17 protein-coding genes and 2 pseudogenes are annotated in these 16,113 nt (G+C 66.6%); 14 read left to right on the plus strand and 5 right to left on the minus strand.

Annotated elements, in window-relative coordinates:
- The 14 genes and pseudogenes from KY499_RS00520 to KY499_RS00585 all read left to right on the plus strand — a co-directional run bounded on the left by KY499_RS00520 (position 1) and on the right by KY499_RS00585 (position 10,797).
- Positions 1 to 243 carry an RNA-binding protein gene (locus KY499_RS00520; RefSeq protein WP_123255020.1) on the plus strand — a complete coding sequence of 81 codons (243 nt, stop codon included), beginning with the start codon at positions 1 to 3 and terminating at the stop codon, positions 241 to 243.
- A gap of 150 nt (positions 244 to 393) precedes the next feature.
- On the plus strand, positions 394 to 972 hold the full coding sequence (gene rimM / locus KY499_RS00525) for a ribosome maturation factor RimM (RefSeq protein ID WP_219886877.1): 579 nt from the start codon (positions 394 to 396) through the stop codon (positions 970 to 972).
- Positions 973 to 1,762, plus strand: a pseudogene (gene trmD, locus KY499_RS00530) (tRNA (guanosine(37)-N1)-methyltransferase TrmD).
- Positions 1,763 to 1,981: 219 nt separating this feature from the next.
- Entirely contained in the window at positions 1,982 to 2,341 is a 360-nt protein-coding gene (gene rplS, locus KY499_RS00535) for a 50S ribosomal protein L19 (RefSeq protein WP_123255022.1), read from the plus strand.
- Between the two features lie 104 nt (positions 2,342 to 2,445).
- Entirely contained in the window at positions 2,446 to 3,129 is a 684-nt protein-coding gene (lepB, locus tag KY499_RS00540) for a signal peptidase I (RefSeq protein WP_123255023.1), read from the plus strand.
- Entirely contained in the window at positions 3,130 to 4,029 is a 900-nt protein-coding gene (gene lepB / locus KY499_RS00545) for a signal peptidase I (protein WP_123255024.1), read from the plus strand.
- Positions 4,030 to 4,039: 10 nt separating this feature from the next.
- Positions 4,040 to 4,705, plus strand: coding sequence for a ribonuclease HII (locus tag KY499_RS00550; protein WP_123255025.1), 666 nt, complete (start codon positions 4,040 to 4,042; stop codon positions 4,703 to 4,705).
- A gap of 96 nt (positions 4,706 to 4,801) precedes the next feature.
- A complete protein-coding gene (locus tag KY499_RS00555; protein ID WP_018773443.1) occupies positions 4,802 to 5,128 on the plus strand; it encodes a DUF2469 domain-containing protein in 327 nt (108 codons plus the stop codon).
- A 207-nt stretch (positions 5,129 to 5,335) separates the two neighbouring features.
- Positions 5,336 to 5,569, plus strand: a complete 234-nt coding sequence (locus tag KY499_RS00560) for a hypothetical protein (protein ID WP_148045191.1) — start codon at positions 5,336 to 5,338, stop codon at positions 5,567 to 5,569.
- A gap of 171 nt (positions 5,570 to 5,740) precedes the next feature.
- A complete protein-coding gene (locus KY499_RS00565; RefSeq protein WP_123255027.1) occupies positions 5,741 to 6,097 on the plus strand; it encodes a YraN family protein in 357 nt (118 codons plus the stop codon).
- Positions 6,098 to 7,646, plus strand: a pseudogene (locus KY499_RS00570) (YifB family Mg chelatase-like AAA ATPase).
- Between the two features lie 120 nt (positions 7,647 to 7,766).
- Positions 7,767 to 8,954: a DNA-processing protein DprA gene (gene dprA, locus KY499_RS00575; RefSeq protein WP_219886027.1), complete on the plus strand. Its 1,188-nt coding sequence runs from the start codon at positions 7,767 to 7,769 to the stop codon at positions 8,952 to 8,954.
- Between the two features lie 124 nt (positions 8,955 to 9,078).
- Positions 9,079 to 10,005 (plus strand): tyrosine recombinase XerC, encoded by a 927-nt coding sequence (locus tag KY499_RS00580; protein WP_219886028.1) that lies wholly within the window; start codon positions 9,079 to 9,081, stop codon positions 10,003 to 10,005.
- A gap of 288 nt (positions 10,006 to 10,293) precedes the next feature.
- Positions 10,294 to 10,797: a DUF3145 domain-containing protein gene (locus KY499_RS00585; RefSeq protein WP_123255031.1), complete on the plus strand. Its 504-nt coding sequence runs from the start codon at positions 10,294 to 10,296 to the stop codon at positions 10,795 to 10,797.
- 123 nt (positions 10,798 to 10,920) lie between these two features.
- Here the strand turns inward: KY499_RS00585 and KY499_RS00590 are convergent, their stop codons facing one another.
- The 5 genes from KY499_RS00590 to KY499_RS00610 all read right to left on the minus strand — a co-directional run bounded on the left by KY499_RS00590 (position 10,921) and on the right by KY499_RS00610 (position 16,099).
- Entirely contained in the window at positions 10,921 to 12,156 is a 1,236-nt protein-coding gene (locus tag KY499_RS00590) for a beta-ketoacyl synthase (protein ID WP_123255032.1), read from the minus strand.
- Positions 12,157 to 12,398: 242 nt separating this feature from the next.
- Complete coding sequence (locus KY499_RS00595) at positions 12,399 to 12,644, minus strand: acyl carrier protein (protein ID WP_056426718.1); 246 nt, start codon at positions 12,642 to 12,644, stop codon at positions 12,399 to 12,401.
- A 144-nt stretch (positions 12,645 to 12,788) separates the two neighbouring features.
- Positions 12,789 to 13,841: a beta-ketoacyl-ACP synthase III gene (locus KY499_RS00600; RefSeq protein WP_123255033.1), complete on the minus strand. Its 1,053-nt coding sequence runs from the start codon at positions 13,839 to 13,841 to the stop codon at positions 12,789 to 12,791.
- The gene (locus KY499_RS00605; RefSeq protein ID WP_123255034.1) at positions 13,838 to 14,767 is read right to left on the minus strand and encodes an ACP S-malonyltransferase; all 930 of its coding nucleotides are present in this window, start codon (positions 14,765 to 14,767) and stop codon (positions 13,838 to 13,840) included. Before KY499_RS00605 ends, KY499_RS00600 begins: the two co-directional genes overlap by 4 nt.
- Positions 14,768 to 14,854: 87 nt before the next feature.
- Complete coding sequence (locus KY499_RS00610; protein WP_123255035.1) at positions 14,855 to 16,099, minus strand: CdaR family transcriptional regulator; 1,245 nt, start codon at positions 16,097 to 16,099, stop codon at positions 14,855 to 14,857.
- Positions 16,100 to 16,113 lie beyond the last annotated feature (14 nt).

Here is a 16,113-nt window from a genome sequence, read left to right on the forward strand (position 1 = left end):
TTGCTGGCAGAAGCGCTCGAACACCTGGTCCGCGGGATTGTTGACAGTCCCGAGGACGTCAAGGTCGGTGCGAAGAACAACCGCCGCGGGGATACCCTCGAAGTGCGCGTTCATCAGGACGACCTAGGACGGGTGATCGGCCGCCAGGGCCGCACCGCACGTGCCCTGCGCACTGTGGTTGCCGCGCTGGCGGATGGCGAACCGGTCAGGGTCGACGTCGTCGACACCGACCGGCGCCGGTAACGCTTTCAGCTTTACTTGTCTTGAGTCCGGCCCCTTCACCAGATACTGGTGAAGGGGCCGGACTGCTTTGTGCCGCAGGCCCCTGTCAGGGGCAGCACGAACAACCGGCACCATGAAATCCAGCAGTACGAATCCGGAACAGAGGAACAGATGAAGCTCCAGGTGGCACGAATCGGCAAACCCCACGGCATCCGCGGCGAAGTCACAGTTCAGGTATTGACGGACGCGCCCGGTGACCGGTTCGTTCCGGGGACGGAGTTCATCGTGGAGCCAGCCACCGCCGGTCCGCTGACGGTGCTGAGCGCCCGCTGGAACAAGGACATCCTGCTGCTCGCGTTCGAGGAACTCGAGACCCGCAATGAGGCCGAGACCGTCCGGGGCGCCAAACTCTTTATTGAAACCGAGGAAATCGACGAGGACGACGATGAAGGCTGGTACGAGCACGAGCTCGAAGGCCTGGACGTCCGGGTCGGCGACGCCGTGGTTGGCAAGGTCACCGGCCTGCGCACGCTGCCCGTCCAGGACCTGCTGGTTGTCACCACAACGGACGGCACGGAAATCCTCATCCCCTTCGTCGAACAGATCGTCCCCGAGGTCAACGTCGGCGAGAAATTCATCCTCGTGACCCCGCCTCCCGGACTCTTCGAAGTCAACGCCGAGGAATCCAGCGGAGCTGCCAGCAGCGCGAAAGACGCCGAAGGCGACGCCGGAACCGGAGAGCGCGCCTAAATGAGGATCGACGTCGTCAGCATCTTCCCGGACTATCTGGCACCGCTGGAACTGTCCCTGATCGGCAAAGCCCGTCAGGACGGCCTGCTGGACTTGCGGGTCCACGACCTGCGGGACTTCACCACGGACCGGCACCGCACAGTGGACGACACCCCGTACGGCGGCGGCGCCGGAATGGTGATGAAATCCGAGCCATGGGCGCAGGCCCCTGGCCTCCGTGGCCGCCGGAAATACCGAAGCGGCAACCAAACCGGTACTGATCGTGCCCTCACCGGCCGGGGAACGGTTCACTCAGGCGGCTGCCCATGAACTCGCTGCAGAGGAACAACTGGTTTTCGCTTGCGGCCGCTATGAAGGAATCGACGAGCGGGTGATGGAGTGGGCGGCTGAGTATTTCACCGTGCGGCCCATGAGCCTGGGGGACTACGTCCTCAACGGCGGTGAGGTAGCTGTGCTGGCCATGGTCGAGGCCATCGGACGCCTGCTGCCCGGCGTGGTCGGAAACCCCGAATCCCTCGTGGAGGAATCCCACTCGGACGGGCTGCTGGAATACCCCGTGTACACCAAACCCTCCAGCTGGCGGGACCGGGAGGTGCCCGCTGTGCTGCTCAGCGGCAACCACGGCAAGATCGCCCAATGGCGCCGCCATGAGCAGTACCGGCGCACTGCGGAGCGCCGTCCGGACCTGCTGGCGGAGTTCGATGCGGCCAAGCTGCCGCGCGCCGACCGGACCGCTTTCGCGGACCTCGGCTTCGACGTCGTCGACGGGCGCCTTCGGCGCCGGGATTAGCGGGAACGCCCGGCATATGGCAAAATAGGGCATTGTGCCTGCTGGGTCGCGAGCCTGCCACAGGGGGAACGCTACCAACAGCCCGGCACCCCGGCCCAGTCAATTCCTGACGGAGCCGGAACAACAAACTTTCGACGGTAATTTCCGGGCGCCACGCGCCCGAACCTGGCCGCCGTAACCCAAAGTGAATGACCTGTGGCGTTTACCAGGAGTGAATCAATGCATATTCTCGATTCCGTAGATGCAGCCTCGCTGCGCACCGATGTTCCCGTCTTCCGTGCCGGTGACACCATCAAGGTGCACGTGAACATCATCGAAGGCAAGAACTCCCGCGTCCAGGTCTTCCAGGGCTTCGTCCTGGGCCGCCACGGCGATGGCGTCCGCGAAACCTTCACCGTCCGCAAGGTCTCCTTCGGCGTCGGCGTGGAGCGTACCTTCCCGGTACACTCCCCGATCATCGACAAGATCGAGCTCGTCTCCAAGGGTGACGTGCGCCGCGCCAAGCTTTACTACATGCGTGCACTGCGCGGTAAAGCCGCGAAGATCAAGGAAAAGCGCGACTTCCAGACCGCCAAGTAAGTCCTTCCGGACTTTCACCGCGGTCCACGGACCGTATCCGGCCGGCGCCGGAGCATTCCGTAACAGCGCTTATGACCTCGGAACAGCGCTAAAGGATACGGACCATGGAACAGACAAAACGCCAGCCCAGGAAACCGGGCTGGCGTTTTGCGTTCCTCGCGCTGGTACTGGCCATGGTCATCAGCGCTGTGGTGCGCTCTTTGTGGCTGGACGTGTACTTCATACCCTCCGCCTCGATGGAACCTCTCTTCCGCTCGGGTGACAGGATCCTGGTGTCCCGAACAGACTTTGCCGCAGAGCCGGTGCGGCGCGGCGACGTCGTTGTCTTCGACGGCCGCGGGTCCTTCGCTCCGCTGGCCAGCGGCAACGGTCCCGCGCTGGACGTCCTCTCCGAAGCCGGGCGCTGGCTCGGCATCGCCGGGAACGACACCACTTACGTTAAGCGAGTGATCGGGATCGCCGGCGATCGGGTGGTGTGCTGCGACGCCGGCGGCGCCCTCACAGTCAACGGCCAGCCGGTTGCGGAATCCTATCTCTATCCGGGGGACGTTCCGAGCGAACTGGTGTTTGACGTGATCGTCCCGGCTGGACGGCTGTGGCTAATGGGGGATCACCGGTCGAAGTCCGCCGATTCGCGAAGCCTCCTGGGTGCACCAGGGGGCGGGATGGTGCCGCTGAACCGGGTCATCGGCAGACCGGTACAGATTCTCTGGCCGCTTGATAGATTTGCAGCAGTAGCGCGGCCCACCGAGGCCGCTGCCGTCACCACCACGAAGAACGGACAATAGATGCCCGAGAGCGAACCCCGGATTCCTGATCCCAGGAATCCTGAGGCGCGGATCCCTGATCCGCGGGGGACGGACCAGTCCGGGGCGACCCCAGCCGCGGCTCCCGCCGCCGGGAACGGTCATCAAGGCGCCGACGGGCCCGCCGACGGGCCGGACGACGAGCTCAGCGCCGAAGGCCCAGACGCCGGGGACACGTCGCGGCGCGCGCTCAGGGCCCGGGCTACGCACAGTACGGCGTTCCTCTGGCTGAAGGAGATCGCCACGATCGTCGTTGTGGCGATCGTGCTGTCCTTCCTGATCAAAACCTTCTTCTTCCGGGCGTTCTATATTCCATCCGAATCGATGGTCAACACCCTGGACATCAACGATCGCATCTTCGTAAATCTCATGGTCCCTGCGCCATTCGCCCTTGAACACGGTGACGTGGTGGTGTTCAAAGACACCAAAGAATGGCTGGCGGTCGCCGCCGAGGCACCGAAGGGGCCATTCACTTGGGTTCAGGACGGGCTGACCTTCGTCGGCCTCCTTCCGGACAACTCCGAACAGCATCTGGTCAAGCGCGTCATCGGGCTCCCGGGCGATCACGTGATCTGCTGCGACGGCGGCGGACGGCTCACCCTCAACGGCGCCGCACTGGACGAAAAGTACATCAACCCCGCGGAGGTGCCTGAGGTCCGGGAATTCGACGTCGTGGTCCCGGCCGGTAAAATTTGGGTCATGGGAGACAACCGCAACCATTCCGCGGACTCCCGGGCGCACCTGGAGATCAGCGGTGGCTTCGTGGACATCGCCGATATCGAAGGTAAGGCCGGCGTGATCGCGTGGCCGCTGAACAGGATCTCCGCCATCGACAACTACCCTGACGTCTTCCGCAACGTGCCCGCAGCCACGGCGAAATAGGCCCGACTCCATGTCCGCAGCACCCACCCTGGATTATGAACGCCGGTTCCGGAGTTCCGGAGCGCGCCTGCTCGCCGGCATCGACGAGGTGGGCCGGGGCGCCCTTGCCGGGCCCGTCAGCGTGGGAATCACCGTCGTTGATCTACAGGACCAGACGCTGCTCGCCGACGTGCGGGACAGCAAACTGCTCAAGGTCGCGGACCGCGAACGGCTCGTCCCGCTGGTCCGGGACTGGGCCGTAGCCGCCGCCGTAGGGCACGCAACTGCCCCGGAAATTGACGCCCTCGGCATCATCGGGGCGCTCAGGCTTGCCGGGACACGGGCGTGGCTGACTGTGCTCGCCGCCGGCGTCACACCCGACGTCGTACTGTTGGACGGCAGCCACAACTGGCTCTCACCGGAGGCCCAGGCGTCGTTGTTTGACGAGGAGCCCGACGGGCAGGGCTGCGAGGCGCCCGTCCACACCCTGGTCAAAGCTGACATGCAGTGCCTGAGCGTCGCCGCGGCCAGCATCCTGGCCAAAGTGGAACGGGACACCATGATGCGTGAACTCCATACGGAGTACCCGGCGTTCGGCTGGGACGTCAACAAAGGCTATGGCACGGCGGTGCATAAGGACGCCCTGCGCGCCGCCGGACCCACACCGCACCACCGGATCAGCTGGCAGCTCCTCTAGGGCCCTGCCGGGGCAATCCGGACGGTAAGAGCCGGCCGCGGCACCGCAGGGGCCTCCGTGGCGCACGGCCGGCGCGGGATGGTGCAAGATGGAACCATGAGTGCCGAGGACCTTGAAAACTATGAAACCGACATGGAGCTGCAGCTCTATCGCGAATATCGCGACGTGGTCGGGCTGTTCAGCTACGTTGTCGAGACCGAACGGCGCTTCTACCTGGCCAATCACGTCGACCTGCAGGCCCGCAGCGCCGACGGCGAGGTGTACTTCGACCTGACGCTCCAGGACGCCTGGGTCTGGGACGTCTACCGCTCCGCCCGGTTCGTCAAGAGTGTCCGTGTTATTACCTTCAAAGACGTCAATGTCGAAGAGTTGCCGCGCAGCGAGGAGCTCGCCCTGCCGAAGGTCGAGGACCTGGGCAACTAGGCCGGGCTCCGGCCTTTACGGTTCCTGGGCCGTGGCTGCGCCCGCGCGCTGACCGCTGCAGCCACCGCTCTGCCACCGCAGCCGGCCACCGCAGCCTGCCAGGCCCACTCGGCGTCGCGGCTCCCCGCACCGGCCCGAGTGAATCGGATGTCACAACGACCTGCCAAACGCTAAACTAATAAGCAGGATGCGCATGGAGGAGGACGAGTGAGAGCGTGGTTCGGCAGGATGATCCGTCGGCACTTGATTGCCGACGACCCATGGCCGGAGCACTCCCGTCTCGACCGCCAGGACGGACTGCCGGCAACGGCCAGGTTCGAACGTCCCGCCCGGGTCCAGCACGCGGAAGAAACCGCACCCGCAGGGAGCAGCCAGGATCAGGCCGACGCTGCGTTTCCTGCCGGCGAGACCACGGACGTCGCGGTCTCACGTTCCAAGTAGTGCAGCGGAGAGTGCCGTCGCAGTCCTGACAAAACCTATGATTTTCTGTGCTTTCCTTGCCGCGCCGGTACACCTCCTGGCGTGGCATTGACTCTTCCTGCACAGCACGCGTTTCCCACATAGCGTCCTGACTCCCTGTGCCGGCCGGTCGCGGGAGCCCACGCTGATGCTATGAGAGCTAAGGACGCAGTAGGCCGCCGCGGCGAGGACATCGCCGAAGCCTACCTTGAGGCCCGCGGACTGCGGATCCTGGACCGCAACTGGCGCTGCCGCGACGGGGAAATCGACCTCGTGGCCCTTGACGGCGCGGTTGTGGTCATCGTCGAAGTCAAGGCGCGGACATCCCTGGCCTACGGGCACCCCTTTGAAGCCGTCGACGCCAGGAAACTGGCGCGCCTGCACCGCTTGGCGGTGGCCTGGTGCCGCGACCATTTGCCCGCGGTACCGCCGTGGCGGGTTGACGTCGTCGGAGTGCTCGACGACGGAAGTGGGAGCCCAGCCGTTGAGCACCTTCGAGGGGTGGCGTAGATGGTGCTCGGCCGCACTTACTCGGTAGCCCTGGTCGGCATCAACGGCTACATTGTCGAAATCGAGGCAGACATCGGCCAGACACTCCCGGCCTTTGTCATCCTCGGCCTGCCGGACGCTGCACTGAACGAGGCCAAAGAACGGATCCGCTCCGCAGCCCAGAACTCCGGCATCCCGCTCAGCCGCCGGAAGATCACCGCCAACCTCATCCCGGCGTCCTTGCCCAAGCGCGGCTCAGGCTTTGACCTGGCCATTGCAATGGCGGTCCTCTTGGCCGCGAATGATGTCCGTTCCACCGGCCGGACCGTGTTTATCGCCGAACTGGGCCTCGACGGCCGGCTTCGCCCTGTGCGCGGCATCCTGCCGGCGGTGATGGCAGCCGTCCGGTCCGGCTTTCCGGAAGTCGTCGTGGCAGCCGCCAATGCCGCCGAGGCGGAGCTGGTGCCTGGCGCCCGCGTCCGGGGCTACACCACTCTGGCCCGGCTGGCGTTCGACTTCGGCGCTGACCCGCGGGATCTGGCGCTCGGCTTTGATCCTGCGCCCGGTGACAATAACGAATCCGACGGCGAACCCGCCCCTGTCCTGATACCGGACATGTCCGACGTCTCGGGACAGTCCGATGCCCGGCGGGCCATGGAAGTCGCGGCAGCCGGAGCCCACCATTTGCTGATCACGGGCCCGCCGGGGGCCGGGAAAACAATGCTTGCTGAACGGCTGCCGGGACTCCTGCCGGATCTTGGGGACACGGAAGCCATGGAAGTGACGGCCATCCATTCGTTGTGTTCACTGACCTCGGCATCAGTCCGGCTGCTGCGCCGGCCGCCCTTCGAAAACCCGCATCATTCCGCAACGCCGGCTGCCATCATCGGCGGCGGGTCCGGACTGCCTCGGCCGGGAGCAGCGTCCCGCGCCCACCGGGGTGTGCTGTTCCTGGACGAGGCACCGGAGTACGAGCGGCGGGTCCTGGACGCGCTACGGCAGCCGCTGGAGAGCGGCGAACTGGTCATCCACCGTTCGGCCGGAACAGCGGCCTACCCCGCCCGGTTCCAACTGGTCCTCGCGGCCAACCCCTGTCCGTGCGGAAAAGCCTCCGGCAAAGGCACGGACTGCACCTGCACCCCGACCATGAGACGCCGGTACCTCGCGCGGTTGTCCGGGCCCCTTCTGGACCGGGTCGATATCCAGCTGCAGGTCGATCGGATCTCGCTGGCTGATTTCAACGGGTCCGGCGAAGGAGAAAGTACCGCTGCCATCGCCGCGCGCGTCACGGACGCCCGCCACCGCCAACGGGACCGGCTGGGCCCCGCTGCGGATCGAAACAAATTCGCAAGTTCCCGGGCGCGTGCTGCGGGGTGCCCTGCGGCTCCCGTCGCCCACCACCCGGATCCTCGATCTGGCGCTGGAACGCGGCGTGCTGACAGCCCGGGGCTACGACCGTGTGCTGCGCCTGGGCTGGACACTGGCTGACCTCTCCGGCCGGGATACCCCGGACGCGGACGACATCGGACAGGCGCTGGGGCTCCGCCAGGCCGCTGCCGGGACCGGCTGAACGCCATGAACAAGCGCGCCTGCCGCATGCGCCGCGCTGGCGGTCACTGCCGGTCCGCTTCCACGCCGCCGCCGCCGGGACCCGGCCAGTGGCCCACCGACCCCGAGGAAGGACAGCACCATGAAAGACGCTGAGAGACTGGCCAGGGCGGCGCTTTCCCGCCTCTTTGAACCGCAGGACGCGCCAGCCCTCGCTCTTGTCCGGCAGGCCGGCGCGGAGGACGCCCTGAAGGTTGCCTCCGGCCAACTCGCCGCCGGACCGGGGCTGGAACGAGAGATCTCCGGGATTCTGGCTGAGAACGGTGCAGGAATCAGCTGGCCGGGTCTCCGCGAGTCCCTGAAGCGTTGGGCCCCCCGGGTGCCCGAGCTGGCACCGGAGCGGGACCTGGAAACGATGAAGCGGCTCGGCGGACGCCTCATCATTCCCGCCGATGAACTCTGGCCTGCGCAGCTGACGGATCTCGGACTCCAGGAGCCACTGTGCCTTTGGTGGCGCGGAGCGGAGCAGGAACTACCGCCAGCCGCCACCGCCGTCGCGCTCGTGGGCTCCCGGGACAGCACGTCCTACGGTGCCTCGGTAACGGGCGACCTTGCCTATGCACTGGCCCGGCGTGGCTTCAGCATCATTTCAGGCGGCGCCTACGGGATCGACGCCCATGCCCACCGGGCAGCAGTGGCCGGCGCGGCATCCGGGCTGCCCACCGTCGCTGTCATGGCCGGGGGAGTGGACCGGTTCTATCCGGCCGGGAACGAGGACCTGCTCCGGACGGTCGCTAACCAGGGCGCTGTCCTGGCCGAAGTCCCACCGGGGTCAGCGCCCACGCGGTACCGGTTCCTGCAACGGAACCGCCTCATTGCCGCGCTCGCTTCGGTCACGGTGGTTGTTGAGGCGAGGTGGAGGTCCGGGGCGCTCAACACCGCGCACCACGCCGAAAGCCTGGGCCGAGCGGTCGGCGCCGTTCCGGGCTCTGTCCACAGCGCCAATTCCGCCGGCTGCCACCGGCTGCTGCGGGAAGGCGGAGCTGTTTGCGTGACGGATGCCGGGGAAATCGCGGAGCTGGCAGCCCCAAGCGGAGCCTCGCTGCCCGACGACAAGGCGGTCCGGGCAGAGGCCCATGATGGACTGGGCCTCGAAGACCTGATCCTGCTCGATGCCCTGCCGCTGCGGACCACCAGCTCCGTTGAAAAATTATCGACCGTCGCAGGGTTGAGCCCGGATTCGGTCCGGGCCGGCCTCGGGCGGCTTGGTCTTCTGGGGTTGGCCGAATCGGACCGGGGCCGCTGGAAGCGGGCAGGGAAGCACGTCTGACTGACCGCCGGCCCACCCCCGCCGGCCCACGCCTCCGGCGGAATCAGCTCCCGAATCATCAGTGGGAGTTGCGGCGCGCCGCCCGGCTGCTTGATTGCCCTGCGAAGACTGCGAGAGTAAGAGGGTGTCTTTAGAAGAACTCCCGGCTGCGCTGGCCAGCGCCGCCCGCGGCTTCGGCCAATATCTGGCTGCGGAGCGCGGCCGGTCCGCCCATACGGTGCGCGCTTACCTTTCCGACGTTGGAAGCCTTCTGGCCCACGCGGCGTCCGAGGGGATCGAGAACCCCTCGGAGCTCGAGCTCGGGACGCTCCGGCGGTGGCTCGGCGCGCAAAGCGAGTCCGGTATGTCCCGTGCCACCCTGGCCCGCCGGTCCGCCACGGCCCGGGCGTTTACTGCCTGGGCCGTCCGCGAGGACATCATCGCAGCGGACCCTGCCCTTCGGCTCAGGGCGCCCAAGCCGGAGAAGTCGCTGCCCGGCGTGCTGCACCAGCGGCAGGTCGTGAGGTTAGTCGAAGGAGCCGGGGCCGCCGCGGCCGAGGGCGCGCCGTTGGACCTGCGCAACAAGGCCATGGTCGAACTCCTCTACGCGACAGGCGTCCGGGTCGGTGAACTGGCCGGAATGGACATCGATGACCTTGATCCGGACCGCCGGACGATGCGCGTCCTGGGTAAAGGCAACAAAGAACGTAAAGTCCCCTACGGGCTGCCGGCCGCGCTCGCCGTCGACGACTGGCTCCGCCGCGGCCGGCCGGCGCTGAGCACCGGGACCAGCGGCCCCGCACTGTTCCTCGGCGCGCGGGGCAGCCGGGTGGACCAGCGCCAGATCCGCAGCGTTGTCCGGCGGATGCTGGAGGCCCTGGGAGACACCGCCGCCACCGGGCCCCATGCACTGCGGCACTCCGCCGCAACCCACCTGCTCGACGGCGGGGCTGACCTGCGCGCGGTGCAGGAAATCCTCGGCCACAGCAGCCTTGCCACCACCCAGCTGTACACCCACGTTTCCGTGGAAAGACTCCGACAGGGGTACCGGCAGGCGCATCCCCGGGCATAGCAAAGGTCATTAGCGGGCCTCCCCAGATCTCCGGGGAGCTGAGCGGCGTGCCGGAACGGGACGCGCCGGGTAGCACTGGCGTAATGCGGGGGCGTACGGCACAATAAAAGTCGCATCCGGGGGGTTTCAAGCGAAGCTTGAAGCCGCATTGATCCGCGCCCCGGCGTGGATCCCGGAGATACATTGGTAATCTGGCAGGACCGCTGGCACCGCTACGGGTCCGGGTTACAGACATACATCCAGGCAGAGGTCGTTGGGGAAGACGTACCTACAGCTATGGAGGATGGAATGTCTGTTGCACTGACCCGCGGTGTGTTGTTCGTTCACTCGGCCCCGACGGCCCTGTGTCCCCACGTCGAGTGGGCCATTGGATCCGTCGTGGACAAGCGGACGGACCTTGAGTGGACTGCGCAGCCTGCCGCGCCCGGAATGTTCCGGGCCGAGCTGTCGTGGACCGGAACGCAGGGCACGGGGGCTCAATTGGCGTCCGCTCTTCGGGGCTGGGCGCATCTGCGCTACGAGGTTACCGAAGAGCCCAGCCAGGGGGTGGACGGCGGCCGCTGGTCGCATACCCCGGAGCTCGGCATCTTCCACGCCACCACGGACGTTCACGGCAATATCATGGTCTCCGAAGACCGCATCCGCTACGCCTATGAAGCCGGCGCCGGCGAACCGTCCGCTGTTTACCACGAACTCTCCCTCGCCCTCGGTGAAGCCTGGGATGAGGAACTCGAGCCCTTCCGCCACGCAGGCGAAGGCGCCCCGGTGCGCTGGCTCCACCAGGTGGGCTGACGTCGCGCCACACCATCGCCACAGCTGCGCGCCAAATGACAGATGGCGGCAATGTTCACGAGGAACATTGCCGCCATCTGTCGTTTCGGCGCGGAGGCGCCTGACAACTGCCGGTGCGGGCAGCTACACGCTGCGGACCGCGATAACGGCGTTGTGGCCGCCAAAGCCGAAGGAGTTGCTCAGCGCTACGATGTCGCCGGAAGGCAGGTCCCGGGCCGTGGTGACGACGTCGAGCGGGATCTCCGGATCCTGGTTCTCCAGGTTGATGGTGACCGGCGCCTTGCGTTCGTACACGGCGAGGACGGTCAGGACTGCTTCCACCGCGCCGGAGGCGCCCAGCAGGTGCCCCATCTGGGACTTCGTAGCCGAGACTGCGACCCTGTCCACATGAGGGCCCAGGGCCGCCTTCAGGGCGGTGTACTCGGGCTTGTCGCCGACCGGGGTGGACGTGGCGTGCGCGTTGACGTGCACGACGTCCTCGGCCTGGATGCGGCCGTCAAACATCGCGGCCTTCAGCGCGCGGGTGGCGCCGAGGCCCTCGGGGTCCGGAGCCGTGATGTGATAGGCGTCGGCCGTGACGGAGGTGCCGGCCAGTTCGGCGTAGATCCGGGCGCCTCGGGCCAAGGCATGCTCCTCGGCTTCGATGACCAAGGCTCCGGCGCCTTCGCCCATCACGAAGCCATTGCGTTCCACATCGTAGGGGCGTGAGGCGCGCTCGGGCTCGTCGTTCCGGCGTGAAAGGGCGTGCATGGAGGCGAAGGCGGCGATCGGCATCGGGTGGATGGCGGCTTCGGCGCCACCGCAGACGACGACGTCGGCCTTGCCGGAACGGATCAGCTCAAGTCCCAGGTGGAGGGCTTCGGTGCCGGAGGCACAAGCCGAGACAGGGGTGTGGGCGCCGGCGCGGGCACCCAGGTCCAGGCTGACCGCCGCCGCGACGCCGTTCGGCATCAGCATGGGCACCGTCATGGGCAAAACACGGCGGGGCCCCTTTTCACGCAGGGTGTCCCATGCGTCAAGGAGGGTCCAGACGCCGCCGATACCGGTGGCGAATGCGACGGCCAGACGGTCGTGGTCGACCTCGGTGATGCCGGCGTCGGCCCAGGCCTCACGCGCGGCAACAACGCCGAATTGCGTGGACGGGTCCATGCGTTTGGCCTCGACGCGGCTCAGGACCTCCAGGGCGGGAGTCGACGCACGGGCGGCAAAATGGACCGGCAGTTCGTACTTGGCCACCCAGTCGTCTTCCAGCGTCCGCGCGCCGGAGACGCCCTTCAGCGCGTTCTTCCACATGGTGGGAACATCGCCGCCAATGGGTGTGGTGGCACCCAGACCGGTAATGACTACTTTGCGTGTCATGGGATCACTCTCTGTCGGTGCGCGTGCCGGGTCCGGTGCCATCGGGGCTGGAGGGCCGGGGCCTGCGGGGGAATAACTTTTCTGGCCTTGCGGACGGGGTCCGGCAAGGATGTGTCATTGGGGGCGGCCACGGGGAGGAGGCTCCGCGTGTCCGGTCAGGCTGACAGTGGTCCGGTCCGGGGCGCTGCTCGTGCAGATCCCCGGACCGGGCACTGGGTCCCGCCATACGGCAGGAGTCAGGACTAGGCCTGGGCGCTGGCGATGAAGCTGACGGCGTCGCCGACGGTCTTGAGGTTTTTGACCTCTTCGTCCGGGATGCGTACGCCGAACTTTTCTTCGGCGTTGACCACGATGGTCATCATCGAGATGGAGTCGATGTCGAGGTCCTCGGTGAAGGACTTGTCCATCTCGACAGCCTCAGTGGCGAGACCGGTCTCTTCGTTGACGATTTCAGCCAGGCCGGCCAGGATTTCTTCGTTGCTCGCCATGGGTGGCTCCTTTTCTTGTTGTTGCCCTCCGCAGCCGGGTGTGCCGGCGGCCTTGGACGGAAATGAGACAAACCGAGGGTTCGGCTTGGTTAGGGAATCCGTGCTGGGTAGAACGTATTCAGTTCGGGAGGGGTGGTGCATGCTTCAGGGAAGCACAACCACCTGGGCACCGAAGACCAGACCGGCTCCGAAGCCGATCTGCAGTGCCAGTCCACCACTGAGCCCAGGGTTTTCCTGGAGCAGGCGGTGGGTGGCGAGGGGGATGGAGGCTGCCGAGGTGTTTCCGGCGTCTGCGATGTCGCGGGCGATGGTGACGGTCTCCGGCAGTTTCAGCTTCTTGGCCATCTCGTCGATGATCCGCATGTTGGCCTGGTGCGGGATGAAAGCAGCCAGGTCCTCGACCCGGATACCGGCGGCCTCAAGGGCCTGCTCGGCAACCTTGGCCATCTCCCACACGGCCCAGCGGAAGACAGTCTGGCCGTCCTGGCGGAGTGTGGGCCACACGGCGGCGTCGGTCACCGCGGCCTCAGCAGCACTCATGCCGCTGCCGGGCTGGGCTGCGTCACGGATTGCCAGTTGTGAGTGCGTCATACCGATCGCGTCCCACTTGCTGCCGTCCGAGCCCCAGACGGAAGGACCGATGCCGGGGGTGTCGGAGGGGCCGATCACGACGGCGCCGGCACCGTCGCCGAGCAGGAAGGAAATGGTGCGCTCGGTGTTGTCGATGACGTCGGAGAGCTTTTCGGCACCGACCACGAGAACATATTTGGCGGCGCCGGACCGCACCAGCGAATCGCCCTGGGCGATGCCGTAGCAGTAACCCGCGCAAGCGGCCGAGATGTCGAAAGCCGGTGCCGGCGTCGCGCCGAGGCGGTCGGCCAGGCTGGCGGCGGCGGACGGGGTCGCGTACGGGTGCGTCACGGTGGATACGATGACGGCGCCGAGTTCGGAAGCCTCGATGCCGGCCTTCTGCAGGGCCTCGCGGGCGGCGCCTTCGGCCATGTCGATGACACTGATCCCGGCGGAGGCCCGGTGTCGTGTGACGATGCCGGTGCGCTGGCGGATCCACTCATCCGAGGAATCGATCCACTGGCACACATCATCGTTGGTGACGATCACGTCGGGCCGGTAGGCGCCGACACCCATAATGCGGGTGTTCGCCTGTACGGGCGCCTGCTTCAGAGTGGGTACGCTCATGCCCCGCCCTCCAGTTCTGCAAATAGGGCCAGGGCCGCGGAAAGATCGTCCGGGGTCTTGACGGTGACGGTCTTCACCCCGGGCATGCCGCGCTTGGCGAGTCCTGCCAGCGTTCCGGCCGGGGCCAGTTCGATCACGCCGGTCACGCCGCGCTGCACCATGGTTTCCATGCACAGGTCCCAGCGGACGGGGCGCGACACCTGGGCGATCAGGCTGTCGACCGCGGCATTGCCGTCGGTGACTTCCGCGCCGTCGAAGTTGGACAGCAGCGGAACCATCGGGTTCTGCGGGGCCAGCGACGGACGGAGGGCCTTCAGGGCGTCGACTGCGGGGGACATGTGCGAAGTATGGAAAGCGCCGGCGACCTTCAACGGAATGACCCTGGCTTTGGCCGGCGGGTTCTCGGCGAGGGCTTTCAGCTGCTCCAGTGTTCCCGCAGCCACCGTCTGGCCGGCGCCGTTGACGTTGGCGGCCGTGGCACCGGAAGCCTCGATGGCGGCCAGCACCTCGGCGGGGTCGCCGCCGACGACGGCACTCATGCCCGTAGGGGTGGCGGCAGCGGCTGCGGCCATGCTGTTCGCACGTTCGCGGACAAACGTCATGGCCTCGGTCTCGGTCAGGACACCGGCCAGGGCCGACGCCGTGATTTCGCCAACGGAGTGACCGGCGAGGACGATCGGCAGTGTGCCCAACTCGACGTCAAAGAGGGACTTCGCGGCCACCAGGCCGGCGGCGACGATCAAGGGCTGCGCGACAGCAGTGTCCTTGATGGTCTCCTCGTCGGAGGTGGTGCCGTGGGCGGTAAGGTCGATACCTGCGATTTCGCTAAGGGAGGCCAAATGGCCTGCGACGGGCGGCAATTCTAGCCACGGGGCCAGAAAACCTGGGGTCTGGGAGCCCTGTCCAGGGCAGACGATTGCAAGCACGTATCCAGCTTTCCAAATTAGCGCGTGATTATCGGTGTATTCATGCACCAAGCTCACTGGGTCAGTTTGTAGGAAGTCTACAACTGATCAGGAGTTGTTGCGCGATGGTTGACGTTCCGTGGCAGGCTTCGGCGGGGCCGACAGCCTGCCCACGACCAGCGCCGTCTGAAGGACGAAGGCCTCCCGGGGCAGCAACGGGTCCCAGCCCGTCACGTCACACACCCGCTTGAGCCGGTACCGCACCGTATTGGCATGGACGAAGAGTTCTCGGGCCGTTGCTTCCAGCGAGTGACCCAGTTCCAGGTAACTGCCCAGGGTCTCAATAAGCCCGTTGGAGGCGGCAAGCAAAGGCCGGTAGATGTTTTTGACCAGGGACCGCCGGGCCGCGTCGTCGCCGGAGATCACCCGTTCCGGCAGAAGGTCGTCCGCCGCCACCGGGCGCGGCGCCGACGGCCAGGCCCGGGCTGCCGTCAGCCCGGCAAAGGCGGACTGGGCGGAGCCGCTGGCTTCAACCAGGGAGCCTGCCTCTGGTCCGTAAACCACCGGGCCGGGGGCGAAAAGTTCGCTGAGTTTCAGGTAGGCGGTCTCCTTGTCCTGGACGCCGCCAAGAATGAGGATGAGCCGGTCGCCCTGGATGCCAACAAGGGCGTCTTCGGCGAAGCGGCCGGCCGTGCGTCGCAATTCGCTGACGTAGCTGGCGCTCGGTTCGGACGGCGAATTGCCCACCATGACCGTGAAACGCTCCTGTGCCTTCCAGCCCAGCGCCGCGATCCGGGACCTCAGCGCGTCCGTGTTCTCGCCCCGCAGGATCGCGTCGACGATGAGGGCCTCAAGCCGCGTGTCCCAGGATCCGCGGGATTCCGCCGCCCGGGCATAAACATCCGCGGCGGCGAAGGCGACTTCCCGTGAGTAGCGCAGCACCGCTTCGCGCATCCCCGCCTGATCAGCTTCCGGGGCGATCACAGGAACCTGGTCCTCCACGACCTCCACCACAATCCGGATCAGCTGGAGGGCTTTTTGCAGACTGATGGAGCGGGTAAGTTCGGTCGGCGCGGTCCCGAAGACGTCAGAGAGGATCCATGACGGCGAGCTCGGGCGCTCATACCACGTCACAAAAGCGGCGATCCCGTTCTGGGCCACCATGCCCAGGGCGGAGCGTTCGTCCGAGTTGAGCCGGCTGTACCAAGGAAGGGATTTCTCGAGCTGGCGCAGCGTCGTAGTCGAAAGTTGCCCGACACTAGCCCGCAGCTTCTTGAGGGTTTCGGCCTTCTCCGGATTCACCGCCCGCGAAGCCGGCTTGCGTTTGACGGGGGTCGTGATTGGCTCTGCCATGCATCGAGCATACG

This window comes from Arthrobacter sp. PAMC25284 (genome assembly GCF_019443425.1).
GTDB classification, from domain to species: domain Bacteria; phylum Actinomycetota; class Actinomycetes; order Actinomycetales; family Micrococcaceae; genus Arthrobacter; species Arthrobacter oryzae_A.